The sequence below is a fragment of the Pseudomonas orientalis genome (assembly GCF_002934065.1).
Taxonomy (GTDB): Bacteria; Pseudomonadota; Gammaproteobacteria; order Pseudomonadales; family Pseudomonadaceae; genus Aquipseudomonas; species Aquipseudomonas orientalis_A.
The window spans coordinates 2,736,371-2,760,094 of record NZ_CP018049.1; the positions used below are offsets into that span (position 1 = coordinate 2,736,371).

The window sequence follows — 23,724 nt, forward strand, 5'->3', positions numbered from 1 at the left end:
TAAGCGCCGGGGACAACCCCCTAGTGTGCGACTTTAGTTAGGGAGCTATCAACTTGGTTGATGGCAAAGCACTGTTGTGGTCTGTGCAATGAAGCTCTCAGCCTCAGGTAAGCAGATTGACCGCCCTACACATGAGGCCGAGTGCCTAACCAACAGACTTTAACGGAATCGGCCCTTTGATCCTTTCCATCATGGTAGCGCAGTACCAGTCATCAAACTGACATACGCCGGTCTCGGCGGTTTCGGAATACGGGCCGGGTTCATAAGATGGCGAGGTCACGCCGCGCTGGGTGCCTTCCACCAGGGTGCGATCCTGATCGTTGGTGGCGATCCAGACCTTGGTCAGGCGGTCGATGTCGTAGTCCACGCCTTCCACGGCCGTCTTGAGCACCAGCCATTTGGTGGTGACCTGAGTTTGCGTCGCGCTGATCGGCAGCACCCGGAAGCTCAGGGCGTGGTCGCCCAGGAAGTGGTTCCACGTAGATGGGTAGTTGAAGTACAAAAGCGCGCCGATATCCGCTTCGCCGGTGTTATCCAGGCGGCTGCTGACCGCTGGCTTGCCGTCCATGGTGTAGCTGACCGCGCCCTTGGATAACGGAATGCGGGTCATGCGGAACTGGCCCTTGATGTCCATGACCAGGCGGCTCGGCAAACCGGCTGTTTCGCATTTGTTCCAGTAGGCGCAGAGTTCCGGGTCGTCTTCGCCGCTGGTGCCGCCCACGGATAGGTTGTCCACGAACGACTGCAGCAGTTCCGGGTGGGAACCGTCACAGTGATAGCACTCACGGTTGTTTTCGAAGACCAGTTTCCAGTTGCCGTTCTCAATGATCGTGGACTCGAAAGCCACTTTGCAGTCATCGAGGTTGTGCGGTGCGACAAAGGGCGTTACGGCGCTTCGGAAGGCGTCGAAGTCCGGGGCTTTGCTGGCGACACACACATAGATAAAGGTGTTGACGATTTCGCAGTGCACACTTTTGAGGCTGTATTCGGACTTGTCGAAGTCCTGCCCCATGTTGCCGGCGAACAGCAGGTTGCCGTCCAGTTCATAGGTCCACTTGTGGTAAGGGCACACCATCTTGGCAACTTTGCCGTGATCGGCTTCGCAGATCTTTGCGCCCCGGTGGCGGCAGGCATTGTGAAAGGCGCGAACCTGGCCATCTTTGCTACGCACCACGGCCACGGGGTAATCACCCACTTGGAGGGTGAAGTACTGACCTGGTTTTTCCAGTTCAAAGGTATGCCCGGCGAAGATCCAGTCCTTGTGCCAGATCTGTTCCAAGTCCTGGCGGTACACGTCTTCGTTGCTATAGAGCGCCCCTGGGAGTGAGTGCCATGGTTTACGTTGAGCAATCAGGTCAAAAACGGTCTGTTTATCCATCTTATCCTCCCGGGATAAATAACGTGAGCGCTCACCTTTTATGGCGACTGTTACAGCACTCTGGAAGTTCGGCATCGGTTGCAACTTAAGGGCTGCAGCAACCTTATATTGTTGTTAGATAGAGGACAGCCTATAGGGCCCATTGCAGCGCTCGCAAACGACATTTGGTGGGGGCAATCAATAATTTCAGGTTATCGATCACAGGCTTCGTCGGAATGCGCAACGCTGGAAAAGAGCGGTTCCAACGTGACGATGGCTGAGGGCGACTGGTCAAGTGAATGAATAGCCTTCTTCACCGCATGACTTTTTTCAAGGCCTAGATGCTGGCTGAATAAACTGAATTTCTGCTCCAGTTCCACGCTTGTCATTGCCGTATGCGGATCACCTTTTGCTGCTGTCACAGGGCTGACGATAACAGTGCCATCGTTTAGAGAAAGAGTAATTCTGGAGAGAATTTCATCCGGGAATCGTGCCGAGATATCTGCTGCTTCCACGATTTCGATGCGCGAACTCAGTGACAGAATATCGGGTGCGGTGATTGAGTCGCCCGTGACTTCATCAGGCCCCAGCCTGCCTCTGACAATCAGTGCTGCGAGTGGAAACGCCAGTGCGTACTGGGCTTGATCCGCGTTGCCTGGGGTATGCCCCTGCAAACACATTGACTCGTAGAAGGTCTCCACACGCATCCTCTGAATGGCCCCGGCGCTCAAGCCTGGATGCTGGCGCTGTATTTCAAGCATGGCCGTCAAGGCCGGTTGCGCCCATCGGCACACAGGCCAGGGCTTGAAGTACTGGCTATCGATTTCCCAGCGTTGCCCTATGTCGGCCCAGTGCGCGGCGACGCTTGGGTCTTCCACCGTTTCAGCGGGGGCGCCGGTCATTCCCGCCTGGGCCAACAATAATGCATTCAAGCCGACGTAGGCGCCTGCACCATGGGCATCACGCAACATCGTAGGCGACAGCACCACCCGCATCATTGGACAGCGTGCGCTGAAATATTCGGCAATGCCCAGTGCATGCCGAAAGGTCTGCTCATCAAGCCCCAGCAACCGGGCACCGGCACACACTACCCCGATGGCCGAAAAGCCGCCGGAGGCGTGGTAGGTAGGGGAGGTCGCCATCAATGCGGTGCCGGCACGCAGCGCGGTTTCATAGCCAATGCAAAGCGCCGACAAAAATTTGTATCCATCGATGGGCTGGCCGTTGTGGTGCAACGCATCGGCCAGGGCCAGTAATGCCGGTACCACGGTTGCGCCGGCGTGCCCTTTGGATTTGAAATGGCCTTCGTGGGCGTCCAGGCTGTCCGCGGAAAAACCGCCAGCCCAGGCCGCGCCGAGCATACTGATACGCCGGCCATCGAACAGCAGCCGACTGGTGTAGGGGCCACCCGGGTAGTGAAGGCACGCATAGCCGCGCATCATCTTGCTGGTGTCATTGGAGGCTGCACCGGCCATGACCCCGACGATATCCAGCAAACTGTTTTTCAGGATGGTCTGGGTGTTGGCGGGCGCTTGCAGGAACTCGAAATCACGGCAAAATTCGAACAGTGGCATCCGCGGCATTCCTTACAAAAACTATGATCGTGTGCTGCACGATGACCCACCAAGGGCTCGGCGTTCCAGTCACATTTTCGCAGGGCAATCGATAACAAAAACGGCGCACAGGCCGCCCGGGCAGGCAGTGTCAGCGGGGAAACTTGGACAGGATCCACTCACGAAACAGGCGCAGTTCAGCTTCGTTGTCGGCGTTCTCCCCGCAGCTCAGGTAGTGCGAACTGTTGCGCAGTTGAACCTGCTGCGGGATCGGTCGCACCAGCACGCCGCGCTCCACCAGCCGCTCGACCAGATGGTTCCACCCCAGGGCGACGCCCTGGTGGGTCAGCACCATGCTGATCAGCAGGTTGTAGTCGTTGGCATTGAAGATTTGCGGGCTGCCTGGCGGGCGCTCATCGAGGTCAATCGACTGGAACGCAAACCAGACGCCCCAGTCCACGTGCTCGGCCACCTGGGACCGGCCGTAAGGGCTCAGGTTCAGCAAGGTCGAGTTTCTCAGGCCTTCGATACTGGCGATTTGCGGGTGTTGCTCGAGAAACTGTGGGCTGCACACGGGGTAGATAACGTCATGGCACAACGGGTAGCTTTTATAGTCGTCCCTGATGCGCGCCATCTTGGTGATGAAAACGTCGGGTTGGACCCCTGGCTCCATGGTCAGGAAGTTTTGCGTGGTGATCAGGTTCAGCTCGATGCCGGGGTTCTTCTCGATGAACTCCGGCAGATGGGCCGACAACCACAGGGCGGAAAAGGCAGGGGAACAGCAGACCGTAAGCATTTTCTTGCAGGACTGGCTGCTGCGGATGCGCTCTGCCGCCTGCGCGATGTTCACGAACGACAGCTGGGCGGCATCAAAAAACAACGCGCCGGCGGACGTCAGTTCGACAGCGCGTCCTACCCGAGTGAACAACTGTGCGCCCAGGTAGTCTTCCAGTTCCCGAATCTGCCGGCTGATAGCGGCCTGCGATACACAGAGCGCCTCAGCGCCGAGGGTGAAACTTTCGTATTTGGCCGCCGCCACAAACGCTTTCACAGCCCTCAAGGACGGCATTTTCAGCAGAATGCTGTCAGGTTCGACATGCTTTGACATCTTTACGCTCTCCTCACGCAGTCGCTCCCCGGCGAAGCGACGCGAGAGTAACTGAAGCCAGACCGTAACAGAGCGCTACGGGTCGTTTTTGAGACATAACGCGTCGTGCCCCGCCATCCGAACGGACCCTGAGAGGGATCCATAACCCGACGTTATCCAATCGTCCCTGTAAATGTAGTTGGAATTGAAGGGGGGTTGCCACTAGATTTGAAACATCCCTCTTTCCTTAGGGGCCAAAAATAATAAAAGGAAACCCGTCGTGAAACTCTCTCTTCATTACCGCTGCCGTTTAAAACTATTTTCGATCGTTTGTACATCGCTTAATGCGAATAGTGCTGAACACGAAGGGGGCAGGTATGACTGATTCCGACGAAATTATTTGCGTCAAAAATGTTTATAAGGTTTTTGGCACTCAACCGGACCTGGCAATGAAGATGCTGGCCGAGGGCGCCTCCAAAGAGGAGGTGTTCAAGAGAACCGGGCAAGCCATTGGCGTCTTTGATGCGAACTTCTCCGTCCGCCGCGGCGAGATCTTTGTGATTATGGGTCTGTCGGGTTCCGGCAAATCAACCATGGTCCGTTTGTTCAACCGCTTGATTGAACCCACCAGTGGTTCGATCTTTCTGAACGGCAAGGAAATTACCGGCCTGGCGGACAAGGATCTTCTGCAAGTGCGCAGGAAAGACATGGGTATGGTCTTTCAATCCTTTGCACTGATGCCGCACATGAGCGTCATTGATAACGTCAGTTTCGGCCTGGAAATCAGCGGCGTCAGCGAGAAGGAACGCTACTGCCGGGCCATGGGCGCGTTGGCGCAGGTCGGTCTCGAGGGCCAGGAATTCAGCTTTCCCCATCAGCTGTCCGGCGGCATGCAGCAACGTGTCGGCCTCGCCAGGGCGTTGGCCAACGACCCCGCGATCCTGCTGATGGACGAGGCGTTTTCCGCGCTCGACCCGATGATCCGCAGTGAGATGCAGGGTGAGCTGATCAAGCTGCAGGCCGAGCAAAACCGCACCATCATCTTTATTTCCCACGACATCGAAGAAGCGGTACGTATCGGGCATCGCATCGCAATCATGGAAGGCGGCCGCGTGGTACAGATCGGTACTCCGCGTGAGCTGCTGTGCAATCCGATCAATCAGTACGTGCGTGATTTCTTCAACGGCTTCGATACCAGTCGAATCCTCAAGGCCGGCGATATTGCTCAACAGGACGCCAGCATCGTCTACGAGCCCGGTCGGCATACCCCTCTGAAAGCCGAAGCGTCGCTGCGAGACATTCTGCATATCGTCGCCGCGTCGGCGACGCCTATGCCGGTGGTGGATGAGATTGGCCTGTACAAAGGCTCGATTTCCCAAGGCCATCTGCTGAGCTGCCTGAATAACAGTTAACTTGAATAATCAGAGCAGATTCAAGTTCTGAGGGTGAGGAAACATCATGTCGGACTTTAACTATCTGGATCCGTTCCAACGTTTCACTGTTCCATTGGGCACGTGGGTGGAAGCCGCACTTACTTACCTGGTGCATAACTTTCGGGAAGTGTTCAGGTCGATCAGATGGCCGGTCGATCAGGTACTCGACGGTATTCAGTGGGGCCTGCTTTCGGTGCCGCCCACAATATTCATTATTATCGCTGGCCTGATCAGCTGGCAGATTGGCGGCAAGCGAATCGCTATCTTCAGTATCGCCACGCTGACCGGTTTGGGTCTGATCGGCGTATGGGCCGATGCGATGGTCACTCTGGCCCTGGTGCTGACATCCCTGCTGTTCTGCGCCGTGATCGGTATTCCCCTTGGCATCCTCTGTGCCCGTAGCGACCGAATGGAAGTCATCGTTCGCCCGGTGCTGGATGCGATGCAGACATTGCCCGCCTTTGTGTATCTGGTGCCGGTGGTGATGTTGTTCGGGATCGGTAACGTGCCGGGGGTCATTGTCACCATTATCTTCTCTGTTGCGCCCTTGGTGCGCCTGACCAACCTGGGCATTCGCCAGGTTCCCGCCGACAAGGTCGAAGCCGCCCGCGCATTCGGTTGCACCGCCACACAGATGCTTCTGAAGGTCCAGTTGCCCCTCGCAGCACCGACCATGATGGCGGGGCTGAACCAGACGTTGATGCTGTCCCTGTCCATGGTAGTCGTTGCGTCGATGATCTCCGTGGGGGGCCTGGGCTTGATGGTGTTGAGCGGCATTGGCCGCCTGGACATGGGGCTGGCCAGCGTCGGCGGGGCGGGCCTGGTACTGCTGGCAGTCTTTCTTGATCGCTTGACCCAGGCGATGGGTGAACGCAGCAGCGATCTGGCGACAGGCCAGCGCTGGTATGAAACCGGCCCGGTTGGCCTGCTGATGAAACTCAAGAAGAAAAAAAGCGTAGTGCACCCAGTGACTCACTAAGCCCCTCTGCTCACCTACTATAAATTCAAGCGTGGTGAAATATGAAACTTGCAAACTTCAAGCACACGGTAGTCGCGACGGTTATGGCTGCTTTGCTGGGCGCGACGGCCTGTTCGGCAGCGTACGCCGCTGATGCCAACAAACCGGGTGAGGGTGTTTCCATTACGCCTATTTTCCCAACGATTGCCGAAGAGCGTTTTCGCGGTGAGGTGGCCGTTGCAGGGCTCAAGGACCTTGGTTATGACGTGAAGGCGCCCAAGGAAGTCGATTATCCGGCGATGTTCCTGGCGCTGTCGTATGGCGACGCCGATTTCACTGTGCACGAGTGGGAAAACCTGCACGCGGCGTTCTATCAGAAAGCCGGTGGCGACGACACGATGGCGAAAGTCGGGCAGGTCATGAAGGGCGTGTTGCAGGGCTACATGATCGATAAGAAAACCGCCGAGGCCTACAACATCAAGGACCTCTCGGATTTGAAGAAACCGGAAATCGCAAAACTGTTCGACGCCAATGGCGATGGCAAAGCGGACATGACCGGCTGCAACCCCGGCTGGGGCTGCGAGGTAATGGTTGAATACCACATGAAAGCCTATGGCCTGGGGGCAACGGTGGTGGACAACCGCGGTTCCTACTTTGCATTGATGGCAGACACCATCGCAAGATTCCAGCAAGGCAAGCCCGTGTTGTATTTCACCTGGGTGCCGCAATGGATTTCCAGCGTGCTGGTGGAAGGGCGCGATGTGGTGTGGTTGCCAGTGCCTTTCACCGCGTTGCCCGACGGCAAGGACAATAAAGACACCTTTTATCAAGGCAAAAATCTTGGCTTCCCGGTGGACACCGTTAACGCGGTCATGAACAAGGAGTTTGCCGAAAAAAATCCGGTGGCGCGCAAGTTTCTGTCAGAAGTCAGTATCACCACGGATGACGAAAGTGCGCAGAACCTGCGCATGCAGAAGGGTGAAAAGTCACTGGCGGATATCAAGCGACATGCCGCCGAATGGATCAAGGCTCACCAGGCGCAATACGATGCCTGGTTGAGTGACGCGCGCGCTGCAGCCAAGCAATAACCAAACCAGGGAAAACTGCGGTCAGCTGGATTCAAGCTGGCCGTAGGCGGGACCGGCTGCGTTTGTTTCAGGTCATACAGTGATCAGGTGGCGAAGATAATGGATAACTTTCAAAGCGCGTTGAAGTTCCAGAACATCGGATTTCGGCAAACGAGCGACGTGGCAGGTCATGAAAAAGTCGTGCGCGTGGCGTTCATCCTGCTCGACCACTTTTCGTTGACCGCACTCTCGACAGCGATGGACGCGCTGGCCACCGGCAATCTAATCAACAGTCATACCCTCTACACAGTATCGATGTATTCGGTTGCGGGCGGATGGGTGGAGAGCGATATCGGTGTACGGCTGTCCTCGCAGCGATTGAGCGTTGAGAAAATCAACCACGAGGCTGTGATTGTCGTCGGTGGGCAACGCGTGCGGCTGTCCACCAACGCCACCGTTCGCCGTACTTTAAGAAAGGCGGCAGGCGCGAGAGCCATCGTCGCCGGCATATGGAACAGCGCGTTTTATCTGGCCGATGCGGGCCTGCTCGACGGCCAGGAATGTGCCTGCCACGCCGACAGCTGTGCATTGATCAATGAGTATTTCCCCCAAGTGAATACGGTCGACGCGCACTACACCTTTGCCCAGCGCCGCGCGACGTGCGCGGGCGCCTCATCTGCGCTGGATATGATCCTGGCAATCATGCAAACGCTCGGCTGCGCGCGGGATATGGCTGTGGCGGATGAAATCAAGCGTGTGCATCAACCCAGGCAGCAGACGTTCAGCGACAGGCCGCTCAGCGCCGTCAGCCAGGCAAGGGCCGTTCCGCGCCCGCTGAACATTGCGGTCTCGCTGATGGAAAACCACATTGAAGAGCCCATGGAAATTGACGAGATCGCCAGCCACGTCGGGGTATCCCGCCGGCAGTTGGAAAGAAGGTTTGCGCGCTACTTGAACGCGGCGCCCAACCGCTACTACCTGGAGCTGCGTCTTACCCGCGCCAGGCAACTGATTATTCAAAGCAATCGCTCCATGACGGACGTGGCACTGGCCACCGGCTTTGTCAGCTACCCGCACTTCTATAAACGCTTCAAGGATTTGTTCGGACTGCCGCCGATGACATTCAGGGAGAACTATTACTCAAGCGATGTCGGCAGCTCGGAACGCTACGCCATTGCGGCCGGTTTTTAAGTCTGTATTGAAGGTTTCAAATTAACGCCGCTCTGCGCGCTGTTTGTGTCGGGCTAGAAGTTAAACTTTATGGTCTCGCTCTTATGAAAGTTACCTCGCTGCCCGCCGATGATAATAGTTGTGGTTGGTTTCATCTGAGCCGACCACGTGAGCCCAAACCTGCCCATCGAGGGCACCGTAACGCCCGCTGGGTCGTTATCGGCGCGGGGTTTACCGGGCTGGCCGCCGCGCGACAACTTGCGTTGAATTTTCCCAATGATGAAGTGGTGCTGGTTGAAGCTCAGGAAGTGGGACTGGGGCCCTCCGGCAGGAACGCAGGCTTTGCCATTGATCTGCCACATGATATTGGCGCCGAGGATTATATCGGTGATATCGCCCTGGCCAGGGCCAGCCTGAAGCTGAATCTGGCAGGGCAATCCATCCTGCGCGACCTGGTCGATCAGCATGGCATCGACTGCCAGATGAAAGCCTGCGGCAAGTACCAGGCGGCGGTGGAGGACCGGGGTATCGCGGTACTCGAAGCCTATCGGCGTGGGCTGGACAAGCTGGACCAGCCCTATCAGATGATCGAGCAGAATGAACTGCCCGATCATCTGGGCACGTGCTTCTACCGCAAGGCCCTGTACACACCGGGCGCCGTCCTGCTTCAGCCATCGGCGCTGGTCAAGGGCCTGGCCGAGCATTTGCCGGCTAACGTGACCTTGTATGAGCACGCCCCGATTCTGGAAGTCGAGTACGCGGCTAAAACGGTGTTGAAACATGCCAATGGCAGCATCACCGCGGACAAGTTGATCCTGGCGAATAATTCGTTCGGCATGCGTTTCGGTTTTCTCCAGGGTCGCATGCTGCCTATCTATACCTACGGCAGTATCACCCGCCCACTGACCCATGAAGAACAAGTGCAACTGGGCGGTAAACCGTTCTGGGGCGCGATTCCGGCTGACCCGTTTGGCACAACGGTAAGACGTACACCGGATAACCGCCTACTGATCAGAAACAGCTTCAGCTTCAATCCGGACGGTCGCAGTGACAGTCGCTATAACGAGCGATTCGTCAGGCGTCATAAAGCGTCGTTCGATAAACGTTTCCCCATGCTGCCCGCCGTCAATTTTGAATACACCTGGGGTGGCGCACTGGCCATGACGCGAAACCACAACGGTTTTTTTGGTGAGTTGGCGCCCAACGTGTACGGCGCACTCGGATGCAACGGTTTGGGCGTGACCCGCGGCACCGTGACGGGACAACTGCTGGCGGACTGGCTGGCCGGCCAGCGTGATGAGCGCATTGACTTTCTGTTGAGCGCGCCCGGACCCAACATCAATCCACCCGAGCCGTTTCTCTCTTTCGGTGTGAACGCAAACCTTAAATGGGGGCAGTACCGCGCCGGTCGAGAGAGCTGAGACGAGGTGAAGGGGAGTGCCCCCGTATCAACCATTGAAACCACTGGAGACGAATCATGAACTTTGACGGCATTTTTACCCCCGCGATTACCCCGCTGTCTTCGGATGGCCAGGTTGACTATTCGGCCTTTGATGAAGTGCTTGAATACCTGGTCGAGTCCAAGGTACACGGCATTATTATCGGCGGTTCGACGGGTGAGTATTACGCCCATACACCTGCCGAACGCCTGGCGGTGGCTGAGCGTGCCAAGGGTGTGCTGCAAGGGCGTTTGCCGCTGGTGGTCGGTACGGGAGGTATCAGAACCGAAGATTCGGTGTACTTCGCCGAACACGCCAGGGCGCTCAAGGCAGATGCGATCCTGGTGGGGTCGCCGCCTTACGCGTTGCCCACCCAGAAGGAAATCGCCGCCCATGTGCTGGCGGTGGATGAGGCTGCTGGCCTGCCCATCATGCTCTACAACTACCCGGCGCGCATGGGCGTGTCCATGGGGGACGAGTTCTTTGCAGCGATTGCGCAGTGCAGCAATATCGCAGCGATCAAGGAAAGCTCCGGGGAAATGAGCCGGCTGCATCGCCTGGCTTGCGCCCATCCTGCGGTGCAGATCTCGTGCGGCTGGGATGACCAGGCCCTGGAATTCTTCGCCTGGGGCGCGCGCAGTTGGGTGTGCGCCGGTTCCAACTTCATTCCCCGCGAACATGTCGCGCTGTATGAAGCCTGTGTGATCGAAAAGGATTTCGACAAGGGTCGCCGCATCATGGCGGCCTTGCTGCCGCTGATGGACTTCCTCGAAGGCGGCAAGTTTGTGCAATCGATCAAACACGGCAGTGAGCTGAGCGGCCTGCGCGCCGGTGGGGTACGTGCGCCGTTGCAGGCGTTGGAAGAATCCGAAAAACATGAGCTCAAGGGCGTGATCCACACGCTCAAGCAAAACGTTGCGCATATCGTGGGAGGTGCCTGAAATGGCCGACTTGCTGAGTAAGGAGGCCTACCGTGAACTGGCGGGCAAGCTTGAATTTCGCACCCAGGCATTTATCAACGGCCAGTTCCGCGCTGCGAAATCCGGTCGCACGTTCACCACCCTCAATCCGGCCACTGGCGACGTACTGGCCGAGATCGCCGCGTGCGACAGCCAGGATGTAGACGCGGCTGTGGCCGCGGCCAAGGCAGCATTCGAGGACGCACGCTGGCAAGGCCTTTCACCGGCCGCGCGCAAAAGCATCCTGCTGCGTTTTGCCCAACTGCTGGAAGACAACGCCCATGAACTGGCGGTACTCGAAAGCCTGGAGAGCGGCAAACCTGTCCGCGAGTGCCAGAATGTGGATGTGCCGGAGACGATCCACACGTTGCGCTGGCATGCTGAACTGATCGACAAGATCTACGACGCCACCGCGCCGGTGGGGTCCGGTGCCGTGACAATGGTCGTGCGTGAGCCTATCGGTGTGGTGGGCCTGGTGCTGCCATGGAATTTCCCGCTGTTGATGCTCGCCTGGAAAATCGGCCCGTCGTTGGCAGCTGGCTGCTCGATCGTGGTCAAGCCGGCCAAGGAAACCACCTTGAGTGCGCTGCGCGTGGCGGAGCTGGCGTACCAGGCCGGCATTCCCGCAGGCGTGTTCAATGTGGTGCCCGGCGGCGGCCAGGAGGCCGGTGAGCCATTGGGACGCCATGGCGATGTGGCCATGGTCAGTTTTACCGGTTCGACCGACACCGGGCGGATTTTCCTCAAGTACTCCAGCGAATCCAACCTCAAGCGCATCGTGCTGGAGTGCGGCGGCAAAAACCCGGCGGTGGTGATGAACGATGCCGAGGACATTGATCAGGTCGCGCAGCACGTGGTGAACGGCGCCTTCTGGAACATGGGCGAAAACTGCTCGGCCTCCTCGCGCCTGATCGTACAGGCCGACATCAAGGACGCGCTGCTCGAGCGCATTCAGGTGCACCTGAAGGAGTGGAAGATGGGTGACCCGCTCGACCCGGACAATCGCCTGGGCTCGATGATCAGCAAAGCGCATTTTGACAAGGTACGCTCCTACATCGAGCACGCCAGGGACGAACACCTGACGGTCCTGGCGGGGGGCAATACCTGCGACGATATCTTCGTGGAACCGACCATCCTGGATGGGGTAGGGCGCAACAGTCGTTTGTTCCAGGAGGAAATTTTCGGTCCGGTGCTGAGTGTCACCACCTTCAACACCCTCGATGAAGCCATCGAACTGGCCAACGATACGGCGTATGGCTTGGCGGCGTCCGCGTATACCGGCAACCTGCGCAATGCACTCAAGCTGTCACGGGGCATTCGAGCCGGCATTGTGACGGTGAACTGCTTCGGCGAGGGGGACGCGTCCACGCCCTTCGGCGGTTACAAGGAGTCAGGCTTCGGTGGGCGGGACAAGTCCATCTGGGCGCACGACCAGTACACGGAGCTGAAAACCATCTGGATCGATGCTTCCTGAACACTGCTTAAGCCGTGGATTGTCCCGGTCGCGCGGGCCGGGACAACCGGAGGACATCAGGACTGGGGCTGAGCGGGCTCACCGCTCAATGCATCCATCATGGGTGGGTGTTCCTGCACCGCCTGGCGCAGATCCTCGGTGACCCGCAGTTCGGCGCCCGTCGGCGAGAACGTTGCCGCTGCCGCAAACGGCGCGGGGTTGGCCGGGACGGGGCGTTTGCCGCGTCGCCACAGGAAGAAGGTGACCATGCACAGGTTCACCAGCGCAAATACCCAGAACAGGCCGTTGGCGCCGAACGAATTCATCACCGGCGAAATCATCATCGGGCTGATGGCCGAGCCCAGCGAGTTGATCAGCAACAGCCCCTGGATCATCGGCACCAAGGCGTCGGCAGGCGCGCGGTCGGCGGCATGGCTGACGGCGACCGGGTACAGCGCAAATACCGCGCCGCCGAGCAGGAACAGCAGCGCCGCCAGCAGCATCGACGAGAGGGGCAGCAGTACGATCAGCAAGGACAATGCGCTGCATGCCACCGCCAGAATGGTCAGCACCTGCAAGCGATCCTTGTGGTCGGACCAGCGTCCGACCGGGTATTGCAGGAGCATGGCGCCGAGGATCGTCCAGGCCATCATGCTGCCGACTTCGCCCACATTGAGTCCGGCGCGCTGCAGGTACAGCGGCAGCAAGGTGTAGATCGCCGCGATGCTGACCCCCGAGCCGAAACAGCCGACCAGCCCGGTCGGCGTCACGCCCAGCAATTGCCGTGGTTTGAGCGGTTCAACCTGATCCAGCAGGGGCGATACCCGGGGCAGGATCACAATCGGCAATACCGACAACGACGCGAGCATGCCGGCCACCATGAACGGTGCGCTCTCGCTCAGGCCGGCGATTCTGCCCAGCGCCGCCTGGCCCAGCACGCCTGCGCCATACAGCACGATCATGTACAGCGCGAGCAAGCGCCCGCGAATCTTGGCGTCGCCGGCCAGCAGCAGCCAGCTTTCGATCACCAGAAACACCCCGACCGTGGCCCAGCCGTTGACGAGGCGCAGCGCGAACCAGCCCCAGGTGTCGTAGAACAGGCCCTGCAGCAGGATGGTCACCGCGATCAGCGAGGCAAAGCTGCCGTAGGCGCGGATATGCCCGATGCGCAGAATCAGCCGGTCATTGAAGACGGCGCCCAGCGTCAGGCCGATGAAATAGGCCGATGACACGATCCCGATCATCGTGGCCGATGCGCCAGCCGCGTCGAGTCGGAGGGTCGTCAGGGATGAAAGAAAGCCGTTGCCCAGCGCAACAATGAACAGCCCCAACAGGGGCGCCAGCGCCATGGCCAGCAAACGCGCAGACATAAAGACCTCAAGAAAATCGAACAGCGAAACAGGCGCTCGCCTGAAAGCGAGCGCGGGATTCTACGGCGTGTGCGGGATTTTCCAAGCGCTGTCTGCTGCGACGTTATGCCGCGGGCGTGGCGGGGTTGATCACATAACAAAACGTCCTCGTCTATGGCGCTGTCTGGGCGTGTTGCTGGCGATAGCCAGGAACGGGCTGAAAATTTGCCGATTGATCATTCAATTGAAATTTTCCAGGATGGAATGCAGTCTCAGGCATACACTCAGGGGGCAGCGAAGACGTCGATGGCAGACGCGTATCAGCACAGGTGCACAGAGGACGAAGTATGTTGAACGTGGAGGGGGTCCCCAAAGACACAGGGGTACCCAGTGAGTACGAGAGCCTGATCGCCATGGAGACCCACGCGCTCAACGCCATTCCGGGGGCCATTTATCTCTGCGATCGCGAAGGGTGGCTCGTCAGGTTCAACAGCGAGGCGGTCAATCTGTGGGGAAGAACACCGGCCCTGGGTGAGCAGGGCGACCGTTTTTGCGGCTCTTATCGGCTCTACACCCCAGGCGGCACGCCGTTAGCCGTTGACGAATGCCCGATGGCTTCGACGCTCAATGCGGGCCTGTGTGCGCGTAACCAGGAAGTCATGATTGAGCGCCCGGATGGCTCGCGGTTCGTGGCGCTGATGAATATCCGCACGCTCAGAGACCGGCATGGAGAAATCCAGGGCGCGATCAATTGCTTTCAGGACGTCTCGCTGCACCACGCCATCGCCGAAGAATTGCGACGCAAGAGTTCCGATCTCGAAGACTTTTTCGAAAACAGCGCCGTGGGCCTGCATATCGTCAGCGGCGAGGGCATTATCCTGCGGGCCAACAAAGCGGAGTTGGCGCTGCTGGGCTATTGCGCAGACGAGTACATCGGTCGCCCCATCAACGAATTTCATGTGGATGAGCCGGTCATCGACGACATCCTCAACAAGCTCGGCAGCGGTGATTGCCTCAACAGTTACCCGGCGCGTCTGCGGGCCAGGGACGGTAGCATCAAACACGTCGCGATCACCTCCAATGGGCGATTTGAAGACGGCAAATTCTTCAACACCCGTTGCTTCACTATTGATGTGACCCGCGTGCATGCCGCCGAAACCGAGCGCCAGGAAAGCGAGCGGCACATGCGCAATCTGCTGGAGGCGCTGCCGGCGGCCGTCTACACCACCGACGCCGAGGGGTGCATCACCTTCTACAATCGCGCGGCAGTCGAGTTGTCGGGGCGCACGCCGCAATTGGGCGACCAGTGGTGCGTAACCTGGAAACTGTTCAACACCGATGGCACCTACCTTCCTCACGACCAATGCCCGATGGCCGTGGCGCTCAAGGAAAACCGTTCCATACGCGGGGTCGAGGCGATTGCGGAGCGTCCGGATGGCACCCGCGTGCCCTTTGCGCCTTACCCGACCCCGCTGCACGATGGAAACGGAAACCTGATCGGCGCCATCAACATGCTCGTGGATATCACCGAGCGAAAGCAGGCGGAAGACCGGCAGAAAAACCTGATTGACGAGCTTAACCATCGGGTCAAGAACACCCTGGCCACGGTCCAGTCCCTGGCGGCGCAGACGGCGCGCAATGCGCTGGATGCCAAGGACGGGTATACCCGCTTCGAAGGCCGGCTGCTTGCGTTGTCGCGTGCCCACGACCTGCTGACGAAGCGGCATTGGGGCCTGACTCCGCTGGGCGTGCTGGCCCAAGAGGTGTTAATGCCGGTATTGGGCGCCGAGCCCGGCCGCATCAGGATCACCGGTGATGCCATCGAGGTTGACACCCGCGTTGCCTTGAGCCTCACCATGACGCTCAATGAATTGGCAATCAATGCCCTTAAATATGGCGCGATGTCCACCGAGACGGGGGCCCTGTGCGTGGACTGGAGCGTGCAACCCCAGCCGAACGGAGCGCTGCTGATCCTGGACTGGCGCGAACAGGGCGGCCCCACGGTGTCAACGCCTGCGCGCGAAGGGCTGGGCTCGCGGTTGATGAAGCGCTGCATCGAGCGCGATTTGAACGGCTCTTTTAAACTCAACTTCGCCCGTGAAGGCGTTCACTGTCATCTCTCCTTCATGGTTGCCGAGAACAAGCCATGACCTCGTTCACAGGAATCAGGGTGCTTCTGGTTGAAGACGAAGGCGCCATTGCGATGCTGATCGAGGAAATGCTCGAAGACCTGGGGTGCACGGTGGTCGCCTCCGTGGCCCACCTTGCGAAGGCGCTGCAAGTGGCCGATGTGGTGGACGTAGACGTGGCGATCCTGGACGTGAACCTGGCGGGAGAGCGCGTTTTTCCGGCCGCCAGGATTCTGCGCTCACGCAATATCCCCTTTTTGTTCAGTACGGGCTACGGCGTCAGCGGACTGCCCGAAGAGTTCGCCGACTGTCCGGTTCTGCGTAAGCCCTTTGCCGAGAGGGATCTTCGACTGAAGGTTGCACTGACGCTCAAACGTTAGGCAGTAAAAACCTGTGGCGGCCTGTCCCGGCTGAAACCCGGGAATTTTTTTCACTGCATCCCCTCCCGCAAAGCTTGTGTCCGGTCGGGCAAAGGCCCCGGCAGGCCTGCGTCTTGATAATCCCTGCACTCAACCCCACCGCAGCAACGAGCACCGCGTCCCGCCATGAACCTGCGCACCTTCATCCGTAGCCACTGCCTTAACTGCGCGCTCGCTGCGAAGGCACTGACCCGACTGCATAAGTCGCTCTCTTTTCTGGCCACGCATCTGGCCCGACGAGGCTTCGACTCCACATCCTGTCCGATCACCAGTGACGAAGCCGCACTCGACCGTCGCATCAGCACTTTGTGCCCTGAGTTGGCCGCCACTGTGTTCAGCCATGCCCGCGACGGCATCATCCTGGTCGACCCGTTCGGCCGCGTCATCGCCGTGAACGAGGCCTTCAGCCGGCTCACCGGCTATGGGCGGGACGAAGTGCTGGGGCGAGCGTTGAATGCCCATCCCATGGTGCGTCGGTTGGCGACGTTTTATGCGCCGATGAAGAACGCGCTGGATTTCCACGGGCATTGGTCCGGTGAGATCCAGAGCAGCCACAAGGATGGACGGCAGATGACCTCGCGCATCAGCATCAGTGCGGTGCATGACCGTCACGGCAATGTTCAGCACTATGTGGCGCTGTTCAGCGATATGACGCAGATGAAGCAGCGCCTGCGGTTGCTGGAACGTGATGCCCGGTATGACGCGCTCACGCAACTGCCCAATCGGTTGCTGTTGGCCGAGCGGATGCGCCAGGCGCTGGGCAAGGCGCGCATTGACCGGCAGAAAGTGGCGATCGCGTTCATTGACCTTGATGGGTTCAAGGCGCTTAACGACAGTTACGGCCACGATTGGGGCGATCGGGTGTTGCAGATTGTCGCGGCGCGGATCAACGCGACGTTGCGTGAAGGCGATACCTTGGCGCGGCTCGGTGGCGATGAGTTTGTGGCAGGGCTGGTGGGGTTGCAGGCGGTGGAAGACAGCGAGCCTTTGCTCCAGCGAATGCTGCAGGCGGCCAACGCGCCGATTTTGATTGGCACGCAGACGGTGGAGATTGCCGCGAGTATCGGCGTGGCGTTTTACCCGGAGCATGGGGCGCAGGTCGATGGCCTGATCAGCAAGGCGGACCAGGCGATGTACCTGTCGAAAAAGGCCGGTGGTAATCGTCTGGCGTTTTGTCCGGTGCGGTGTGTTTCGGCTATCGGGACATAGGTATCTACACAACGTTGGCGTGACGCCGAGCTTGCTCCCCGTTGGGCCTGGCCGCCTATGACTATCTTACTGATACCCCACAAATCCAAATGTGGGAGGGGGCTTGCCCCCGATGGCGGCCTCCGGGCTGGCCGGGATGTTGGATTGGGTTGAGTACATATCCGTTTCTGCGGTCACGGCTGCTATGGGCTCCGCTTTTACAGCGGCTCACTTTTGAAAAGCGCAAAAGTAAGCAAAACGCTCTTGCCCCACCACTCGGCACCTCGCCTAGGCTCGGTGTGTCCGAACGCAGGCTTGAATCCGTGGGCCGCCGCAATGGGCCATCCATGGCCCAGTGCGGCTAACCCGGCGTCCTGCCGGGTTGCCCACGGATTCAAGCCTGCGTTCGGCCAGCGTGGTTTAACGGGCCGCCTGAGATCAAGATCAAAAGCCAGATCAAGAGCGGCTCGCTGCGCATCGTGGTTAGCGTTGGGCGCTACAGCGTTATGTAGATACCTATGGGTCAGTAGCGGAGCCTGACGGTGGTGCCCAGGGTGCGTTCGCTGCCCGTCATGACGCCGTAGTCACCGGCGCCGAGCAACGAGTACACGGCGGTGATGTACTGGCGGTCGAACACGTTGCGCACCCAGCCTTCCACTTCCCAGGCACGGTCCTGGCTGCGCAACCCAAGACGCAGGTCGGTGAGCCCGTAGCTGGGTTGATAGCTGCCTTCGCCGCCTTCGAGGGTGCCGTAGTAGCCGCTCCTGAAGCTGTAGTCGATACCGCTGTAGGCCTGCAGCCCATACGCCAGCGGATGGGTGTAGTCGAGGCCGCCGCTCAAGCTCCATTGCGGCGCGTTGTAGAGGCGCTCGCCGCTGAGGTCGCAGGTCCATTGGCCCGAGGCCGGCGGACACGGGGCGTTGGGGAAGCTGCGATAGCGCGCATCGCTCCAGGCCAGGCCCAGGCGTGCGGTGAGCGGGGGGCCGAGTTGCCAGGCCGAGTCCAGTTCGATGCCGCGCAGGCGGACCTTGCCGACGTTGATCAGGTTGTCCCGCAGCGGTGGCGCAAACAGCGAGGTCGGCGGGCTGTAGGTGAGCGCCTGGTAGTTGTCGACATCGGTCTGGTAGACGGCGAGGTCGAGCATGGCGCGGTCCTCCCAGAAGCGCGTCTTCACCCCCAGTTCAAGGGACGTGGCGCGCTCCGGCTCGAACGTGGGAGCAGTGAACGGGCCGACCACGTCGAAGTTGATCCCGCCGGCCTTGTAGCCCCGCGACACGCTGGCATAGCCCATCACCGCATCGTTGAAGCGGTAGCTGGTGCTGAGCAGGCTGGACAGGCTGTTTTCTTCAATCGAATCGTCGCGGTAATAACCACCGCCCAGTGCGATCCCACGCAGCAATTGCGCGCCCGCCTGGAAAGCCGGCGGTAACCCATTCAGCGGGGCGAGGTTACTGACGTCGCGGGAGACCCAGCCGTTCTTGAGCTCCTGGCTGTAGCGCAGGCCGCCGGTGAGTTCAAGCGGATCGATCGGACGCCAGGAAACCTGGCCGAAAAGGGCGCGGCTTTCGCTTTTCTGCTCGCCGTCGTAGCGTTGCCGGGCGCCCTCCAGCAGCATGGACGGCACTTGGTTTGGCGCGGTGAAGGTAATGCCATAGTTTTTTTTCAGCGATGCCAGCTGGTCGCCGACGAACCATGGCGCGGCGTCCTTGCCGAATTCGACGTCGATCTTGCGGTCGAGCTGCTGACGCAGGTAATAGAGCCCGACGACATAGTCGATGGACGAGCCGGCGGTGCCGGACAGACGCCATTCCTGGCTGAACTGGCGGTGTCTCAGCGCGGTTGCGGACTCGGCCACCGCCAGCGCCGTGCTGTCGCCGTCGCGGGTGGCGCGGTAGTCCCAGTCGCGGTAGGCGGTGATGCTGGTAAAGCGCGTGGTCGCGTCCAGGTCCCGGTTCAACTCCAATGAGACCCCATTCTGCAGGGTCTGCGGACGGCCCGGTGCGTCGATGCGTGTCTCGCGCCGGTAAGGCGAAGGTTCCGCCAGCGGATAGCCAAGGAACCTGGCGCGCTGGCGAGTCTGGGCGCTGTAGTGATTGGCCAACAGTACATTGCCGGCTTCGTTGTGCTCGGCATGGTCAGCGATCAGGCGCGCGCTGAAATCCGGGTCGGGCGTCCACAGCAATTGCCCGCGCAGGCCCTGGCTGTCGGCGTCACCGAGGCGGGTACCATCTTGCAGGTTGCGCACGGCGCCATCGACCGAACGGTTGAAAACGTTCAGGCGCCCGGCCAGTACGTCATCCTGCAGCGGCCCGGAAATCACGCCGCGATAGTCGCGCAGACCGTGCTCGCCGTGGCTGGCTTCGAGGTTGGCTTCGGGTGCAAAGGTTGGCGGGCGGGTGATGATGCTCAGCGCGCCGGCGGTGGTGTTCTTGCCGAACAAGGTGCCTTGCGGCCCGCGCAGGACTTCGATGCGCTCGATGTCCATCAACTCGGTGAAGGCCATGCCCTGGCGCGCCTGGTAAACGCCATCGACGTAAGTGCCGACGCTGCCTTCCAGGCCATCATTGTAGGGGGTCGCGCCCAGGCCGCGCAGTCCGAACCCGGCGAAGCGCGCGTCATGACCGGACACCACCAGGCCGGGTACCCGCTGTTGGATGTCCTGAAGCCGATGCAGGCCGGCCTCGTCCAATTGATCGCCGTAGAGAACGCTGATCGGGATCGGTACGTCTTGCACCGCTTCCTCGCGGCGCCGGGCGGTGACGGTTGATTCATCGAGCGTGAGAGGGCCGGGTGCCTCTTGTCCGGCATTGGCCGGCGCCCAAGGCAATGTCACAAGGCAGCCGAGCCAGAGCAGCCGATAACCTGGACCCGGCATGCTAAACCTCCCGGGCCATCTCGCGACGCACCGTGTCCGGGCAGGCCAGCGTCTTGACCCAGGCCAGCAACTCTCGGCTGTCGGCGGGCTTGAGCAGTGCCCCGTCAAAGGCCAGAGCGTCCGGATAATCCAGCGGCCTGCGTGGCGGGACCGCCGAATACAGCAACACGGGAAGGTGGCTCCAGCGATTGCGCACCTGCCGCAGCAGCTCCCAGCCGTCCATGCCGGGCATCATCTGGTCGCTGATCAGCAGGTCGACCGATTGTCCGGCCAGGCACGCCAAAGCGTGCTCGGCGTTCGACGCCATGCTCACGTCAAAGCCATAGCCGGCCAGCAGGTCATACAGCCATTCGCTGTTCTGCTCTACGTCATCTACCAGCAGAACATGTTTGCCCCGGCCGTCGAGCGGCGCGGCGTTGTTGTCGATGATGCCGAGCTCCAGATCCTGCTCCCCGGCGCATTTGAGCCGTAGGCTGAAACTCAAATGGCTGCCGCCCCGTACAGTGCCGTGTGGTTCGAGCCGGCTGCCCATGCGCGCCAGCAATTGCGTCACAATCGACAAGCCCAGCCCGCTGCCCTCATGGTGCTGCGCATTGCGGCCACGGCGGAACGGTTGCAGCAGATGTTCGAACTCGTGTGGATCGATGCCGATACCGGTGTCGATCACGCAAAAGCGCAACTCCACGCCCTCAGCCGTCGCTCCCGGGTGAGCGCTCACTTCGAAACGGATCTGGCCATCGCGGGTGAACTTTGCCGCGTTCGCCAGCAGGTTCATGAGAATTTGTCGAAGACGTTTGAAGTCGGCCTCGACCAGCGGCGGCAGGTCATCCGCCAGCACCGCTTCGAAGGTGTTGCCCTGACGCGCGGCGAGAAAGCCGGCCTCATTGGCGATCTCCTTGAGGAAGCCGTACAGGTAACCTGGCGCGAGGGTCAGTTGCACCTGCTCCAGCTCACCACGGGAAAATTCGAGCAACTCATCGATCAGTTCCAGTTGCTGGCGGGCATTGCGTTCGATCGTGGCTGGATAATTGCGGTTCGGCCCGGCGTGCAGCAGACGCGCATAGTCGATGATGCGCACCAGCGGCGAGCGCAGGTCGTGGCTGATCCGCGCCATCAGGGCGCTGCGCGCCGCCAGGGATTCGCGCAACTGCGCGGTGCGCAGCGCGACGGTGCTTTCCAGGCGTTCGTGCTCGGCCTGGCGTTGGTGTTCGAGGCTGGACAGCGCGTGCTTTTCACGGCCGCGGCTGCGCGCGACTTCCATGATCAAGGTACACACCAGCAACGCCACGCCTGCCAGCGTGGACGATAAGCTGTATTTGCTTTGCGGCGACTGCCAGGGCAACTGCTCCTGAGGCAAGAAAATCCGCATCAGCAACTGGCCCAGCAAAAGCCCCGGCACCAGCCAGGCCATCGGGCTGTAACTCAGGCGTCTGCGCCAGGCCATGCATAACGTGGCGAGCAGCACCGCATAAAAGCTCATCAGCGACCATTGGATTATTTGTGCGCCCTGGACTGGATCGACGTTCAGCCACCAGAGCCGGCCCAGGATGCAGCCCGACAGGGGCACCCAGTAGCTCCAGCCAATGGCTCTGGGCAGGCGGGACACCTGCAGCAGCACACGCATGTAGGTCAGAAACAGGACAAACGAGACCGCGCTGGCGCAGGTCAGTAACTCGCGTGTCCAGTCCAGCGCGGCGGGCCAGTAGACCAGGTAGCCATTGAGGATGCAGGTCAGCAGGATGTAGCTGAGCACCGCGCCCGCGTTCACCGTCAGCAATCGAGAGCGCAGGATCCAGCCGACGATCAGGCCGAACGGGACGACCAGCAGAACAATGCCGAGGGTGAGTCCGTCGCTCAGGTAGGTCTGTTGCTGACTGCGCAGCAGCGCAGATTCGGACCACAGTTGCGGCTCCAGCAGCATTTGGAAACGGCTTGTCACTCGGATAAGTACCGTGACGTTTTCCCGCGCGGCCAGCGAGACCGAGAACGCAGGCTGACGTGCGGCGGGCTGGGGCCATTCGGTCAAGGGATAAGCGCTACCGGCGCGTGCATCGCTCCAGTGTCCATCGGCGCGTTGGTAGACGCGGATGTCCTCCAGGCGCGGCGCCCCTACCACCAGCAGGCGCGAACACGCCACGTCGCTGGCGTTGGTGAGCTGCACGCGCAACCAGAACGCGGAGCGGCTATAGCCCTGGGTCGGCCAGCCTGGACTTGGGGCGGCAAGACGCGTTTCGGGCAGTCGAGCAACGTCGTCCACGCTCAAGCGGGCCTGGGTGTCCTCGAAGATGCGCAGCGTGGGCATCAGCTCCAGGTGCTCAGCCTGGCAGATGTCAATGGGGGCGGCGCGCAGCAGGCCGGCGGATAACAATGCCAGCGTCAGCAACAGGAACTGTAGAAGCCGCATCAGGCTTGCTCGCCGCCCAGGGAGTGCTGGCGGAACTGACTGGGCGTCATGCCGATGCGCTGGCGGAATGCGGTGGTGAAGTTGCACGCATTGCGAAAGCCCACCAGTTCGGCGACGTCCTGCACACTCATGGCGCTTTCGCAGAGCAGTGCCTGGCCACGACGCAGCCTCGCATCGCGAATGTAGGCGAACACGGTCAGCCCCAGGTGCTCACGGAAAATCGCGGAGAGGCGTTTTTCATGGGTGCCGACTTTCTGCGCAAGGCAGGGCAGGGAGGGCACATCGTCCAGTTGCTGTTCAATCAAGCGCATGGCCGCCCGCAACACGATTTCATCGCCCTGCGGTGCTGGCTCGGCCAGGTGTTCCTGAACGGGCGGCGGCGCTCGCCAGGTCAATTGCAGATGAATCCGGATGCGCGCCAGGACTTCCTCGGGCGCGTAGGACTTGGGGATGTAGTCCACCGCGCCCACGGCCAGCCCTTCGAGGCGCTCCAATGACGTATTGGCCGATGACAGGAACAGAATCGGGGTATGCCGGGTGGCCGGCGCCTCGCGTAACAGCCTGCACAGGCTGAAGCCGTTCATATGTGGCATGTGGACATCCAGCACGATCAGGTCCGGACGCAGGGCGAGCGCCCGTTGGTAGCCCTGATGGGCGTCGCTGGCCACCGAAACGCGCCAGGGTTGGGTCTTGAGCAGGATGAGCGTGGCACGGATATCTTCAGGGACATCGTCGATCAGCAGAATATGCGGCAACGAATCGGACGCCGCCGCTGTCCGCCGCTCGTAGTGGCCATTGTTCATTCGCCAGGTTCTCTTATGTTTTTCGCCAGCTCGTTGCCGCGATATCGCCGGCAAGACCCGAGGGATTCGACAGCAGGCGCT

Annotated in this window: 17 protein-coding genes; 10 read left to right on the plus strand and 7 right to left on the minus strand. The window is 60.3% G+C overall.

What is annotated here, in order from left to right; translation table 11 throughout:
• Positions 1-145: 145 nt before the first annotated feature.
• The 3 genes from BOP93_RS12230 to BOP93_RS12240 form a co-directional block, all read right to left on the minus strand.
• Positions 146-1,378 (minus strand): aromatic ring-hydroxylating oxygenase subunit alpha, encoded by a 1,233-nt coding sequence (locus BOP93_RS12230; protein ID WP_104502824.1) that lies wholly within the window; start codon positions 1,376-1,378, stop codon positions 146-148.
• Positions 1,379-1,569: 191 nt separating this feature from the next.
• A complete protein-coding gene (locus BOP93_RS12235; protein ID WP_104502825.1) occupies positions 1,570-2,931 on the minus strand; it encodes an MmgE/PrpD family protein in 1,362 nt (453 codons plus the stop codon).
• Positions 2,932-3,061: 130 nt separating this feature from the next.
• Entirely contained in the window at positions 3,062-4,018 is a 957-nt protein-coding gene (locus BOP93_RS12240) for a LysR substrate-binding domain-containing protein (RefSeq protein ID WP_104502826.1), read from the minus strand.
• 356 nt (positions 4,019-4,374) lie between these two features.
• Between BOP93_RS12240 and BOP93_RS12245 the strand changes: the two genes are divergently transcribed.
• From BOP93_RS12245 to BOP93_RS12275, 7 genes are all read left to right on the plus strand, one after another.
• A complete protein-coding gene (locus BOP93_RS12245; protein WP_104502827.1) occupies positions 4,375-5,409 on the plus strand; it encodes a quaternary amine ABC transporter ATP-binding protein in 1,035 nt (344 codons plus the stop codon).
• Positions 5,410-5,455: 46 nt separating this feature from the next.
• Positions 5,456-6,409 carry a glycine betaine/L-proline ABC transporter permease ProW gene (gene proW / locus BOP93_RS12250; RefSeq protein ID WP_104502828.1) on the plus strand — a complete coding sequence of 318 codons (954 nt, stop codon included), beginning with the start codon at positions 5,456-5,458 and terminating at the stop codon, positions 6,407-6,409.
• A 41-nt stretch (positions 6,410-6,450) separates the two neighbouring features.
• Positions 6,451-7,476 carry a glycine betaine/L-proline ABC transporter substrate-binding protein ProX gene (gene proX, locus BOP93_RS12255; protein WP_162303214.1) on the plus strand — a complete coding sequence of 342 codons (1,026 nt, stop codon included), beginning with the start codon at positions 6,451-6,453 and terminating at the stop codon, positions 7,474-7,476.
• 99 nt (positions 7,477-7,575) lie between these two features.
• Complete coding sequence (locus BOP93_RS12260) at positions 7,576-8,646, plus strand: GlxA family transcriptional regulator (protein WP_104502829.1); 1,071 nt, start codon at positions 7,576-7,578, stop codon at positions 8,644-8,646.
• An 83-nt stretch (positions 8,647-8,729) separates the two neighbouring features.
• A complete protein-coding gene (locus BOP93_RS12265; RefSeq protein ID WP_104502830.1) occupies positions 8,730-10,046 on the plus strand; it encodes an NAD(P)/FAD-dependent oxidoreductase in 1,317 nt (438 codons plus the stop codon).
• Between the two features lie 56 nt (positions 10,047-10,102).
• A complete protein-coding gene (locus BOP93_RS12270) occupies positions 10,103-11,005 on the plus strand; it encodes a dihydrodipicolinate synthase family protein (protein WP_104502831.1) in 903 nt (300 codons plus the stop codon).
• Between the two features lies 1 nt (position 11,006).
• Positions 11,007-12,497: an aldehyde dehydrogenase gene (locus tag BOP93_RS12275; RefSeq protein ID WP_104502832.1), complete on the plus strand. Its 1,491-nt coding sequence runs from the start codon at positions 11,007-11,009 to the stop codon at positions 12,495-12,497.
• 56 nt (positions 12,498-12,553) lie between these two features.
• Here BOP93_RS12275 and BOP93_RS12280 read toward each other — a convergent pair whose 3' ends face one another.
• Positions 12,554-13,846 (minus strand): MFS transporter, encoded by a 1,293-nt coding sequence (locus BOP93_RS12280; protein ID WP_104502833.1) that lies wholly within the window; start codon positions 13,844-13,846, stop codon positions 12,554-12,556.
• Positions 13,847-14,172: 326 nt separating this feature from the next.
• Here BOP93_RS12280 and BOP93_RS12285 point away from each other — a divergent pair, with 326 nt between their 5' ends.
• The 3 genes from BOP93_RS12285 (at position 14,173) to BOP93_RS12295 (ending at position 17,582) form a co-directional block, all read left to right on the plus strand.
• On the plus strand, positions 14,173-15,975 hold the full coding sequence (locus BOP93_RS12285) for a sensor histidine kinase (protein WP_104502834.1): 1,803 nt from the start codon (positions 14,173-14,175) through the stop codon (positions 15,973-15,975).
• A complete protein-coding gene (locus BOP93_RS12290) occupies positions 15,972-16,334 on the plus strand; it encodes a response regulator (protein ID WP_104502835.1) in 363 nt (120 codons plus the stop codon). The genes BOP93_RS12285 and BOP93_RS12290 overlap by 4 nt, the downstream gene beginning before the upstream one ends.
• A gap of 165 nt (positions 16,335-16,499) precedes the next feature.
• Positions 16,500-17,582: a sensor domain-containing diguanylate cyclase gene (locus BOP93_RS12295; RefSeq protein WP_104502836.1), complete on the plus strand. Its 1,083-nt coding sequence runs from the start codon at positions 16,500-16,502 to the stop codon at positions 17,580-17,582.
• 502 nt (positions 17,583-18,084) lie between these two features.
• Here the strand turns inward: BOP93_RS12295 and BOP93_RS12305 are convergent.
• Genes BOP93_RS12305 through BOP93_RS12315 form a run of 3 tightly spaced genes read right to left on the minus strand, consistent with a single transcriptional unit; the run spans position 18,085 to position 23,643 of the window.
• Positions 18,085-20,436: a TonB-dependent receptor gene (locus BOP93_RS12305; RefSeq protein WP_104502837.1), complete on the minus strand. Its 2,352-nt coding sequence runs from the start codon at positions 20,434-20,436 to the stop codon at positions 18,085-18,087.
• 1 nt (position 20,437) lies between these two features.
• On the minus strand, positions 20,438-22,840 hold the full coding sequence (locus tag BOP93_RS12310; protein ID WP_104502838.1) for a hybrid sensor histidine kinase/response regulator: 2,403 nt from the start codon (positions 22,838-22,840) through the stop codon (positions 20,438-20,440).
• A complete protein-coding gene (locus BOP93_RS12315) occupies positions 22,840-23,643 on the minus strand; it encodes a response regulator transcription factor (RefSeq protein WP_104502839.1) in 804 nt (267 codons plus the stop codon). The genes BOP93_RS12310 and BOP93_RS12315 overlap by 1 nt, the downstream gene beginning before the upstream one ends.
• Between the last annotated feature and the right edge of the window lie 81 nt (positions 23,644-23,724).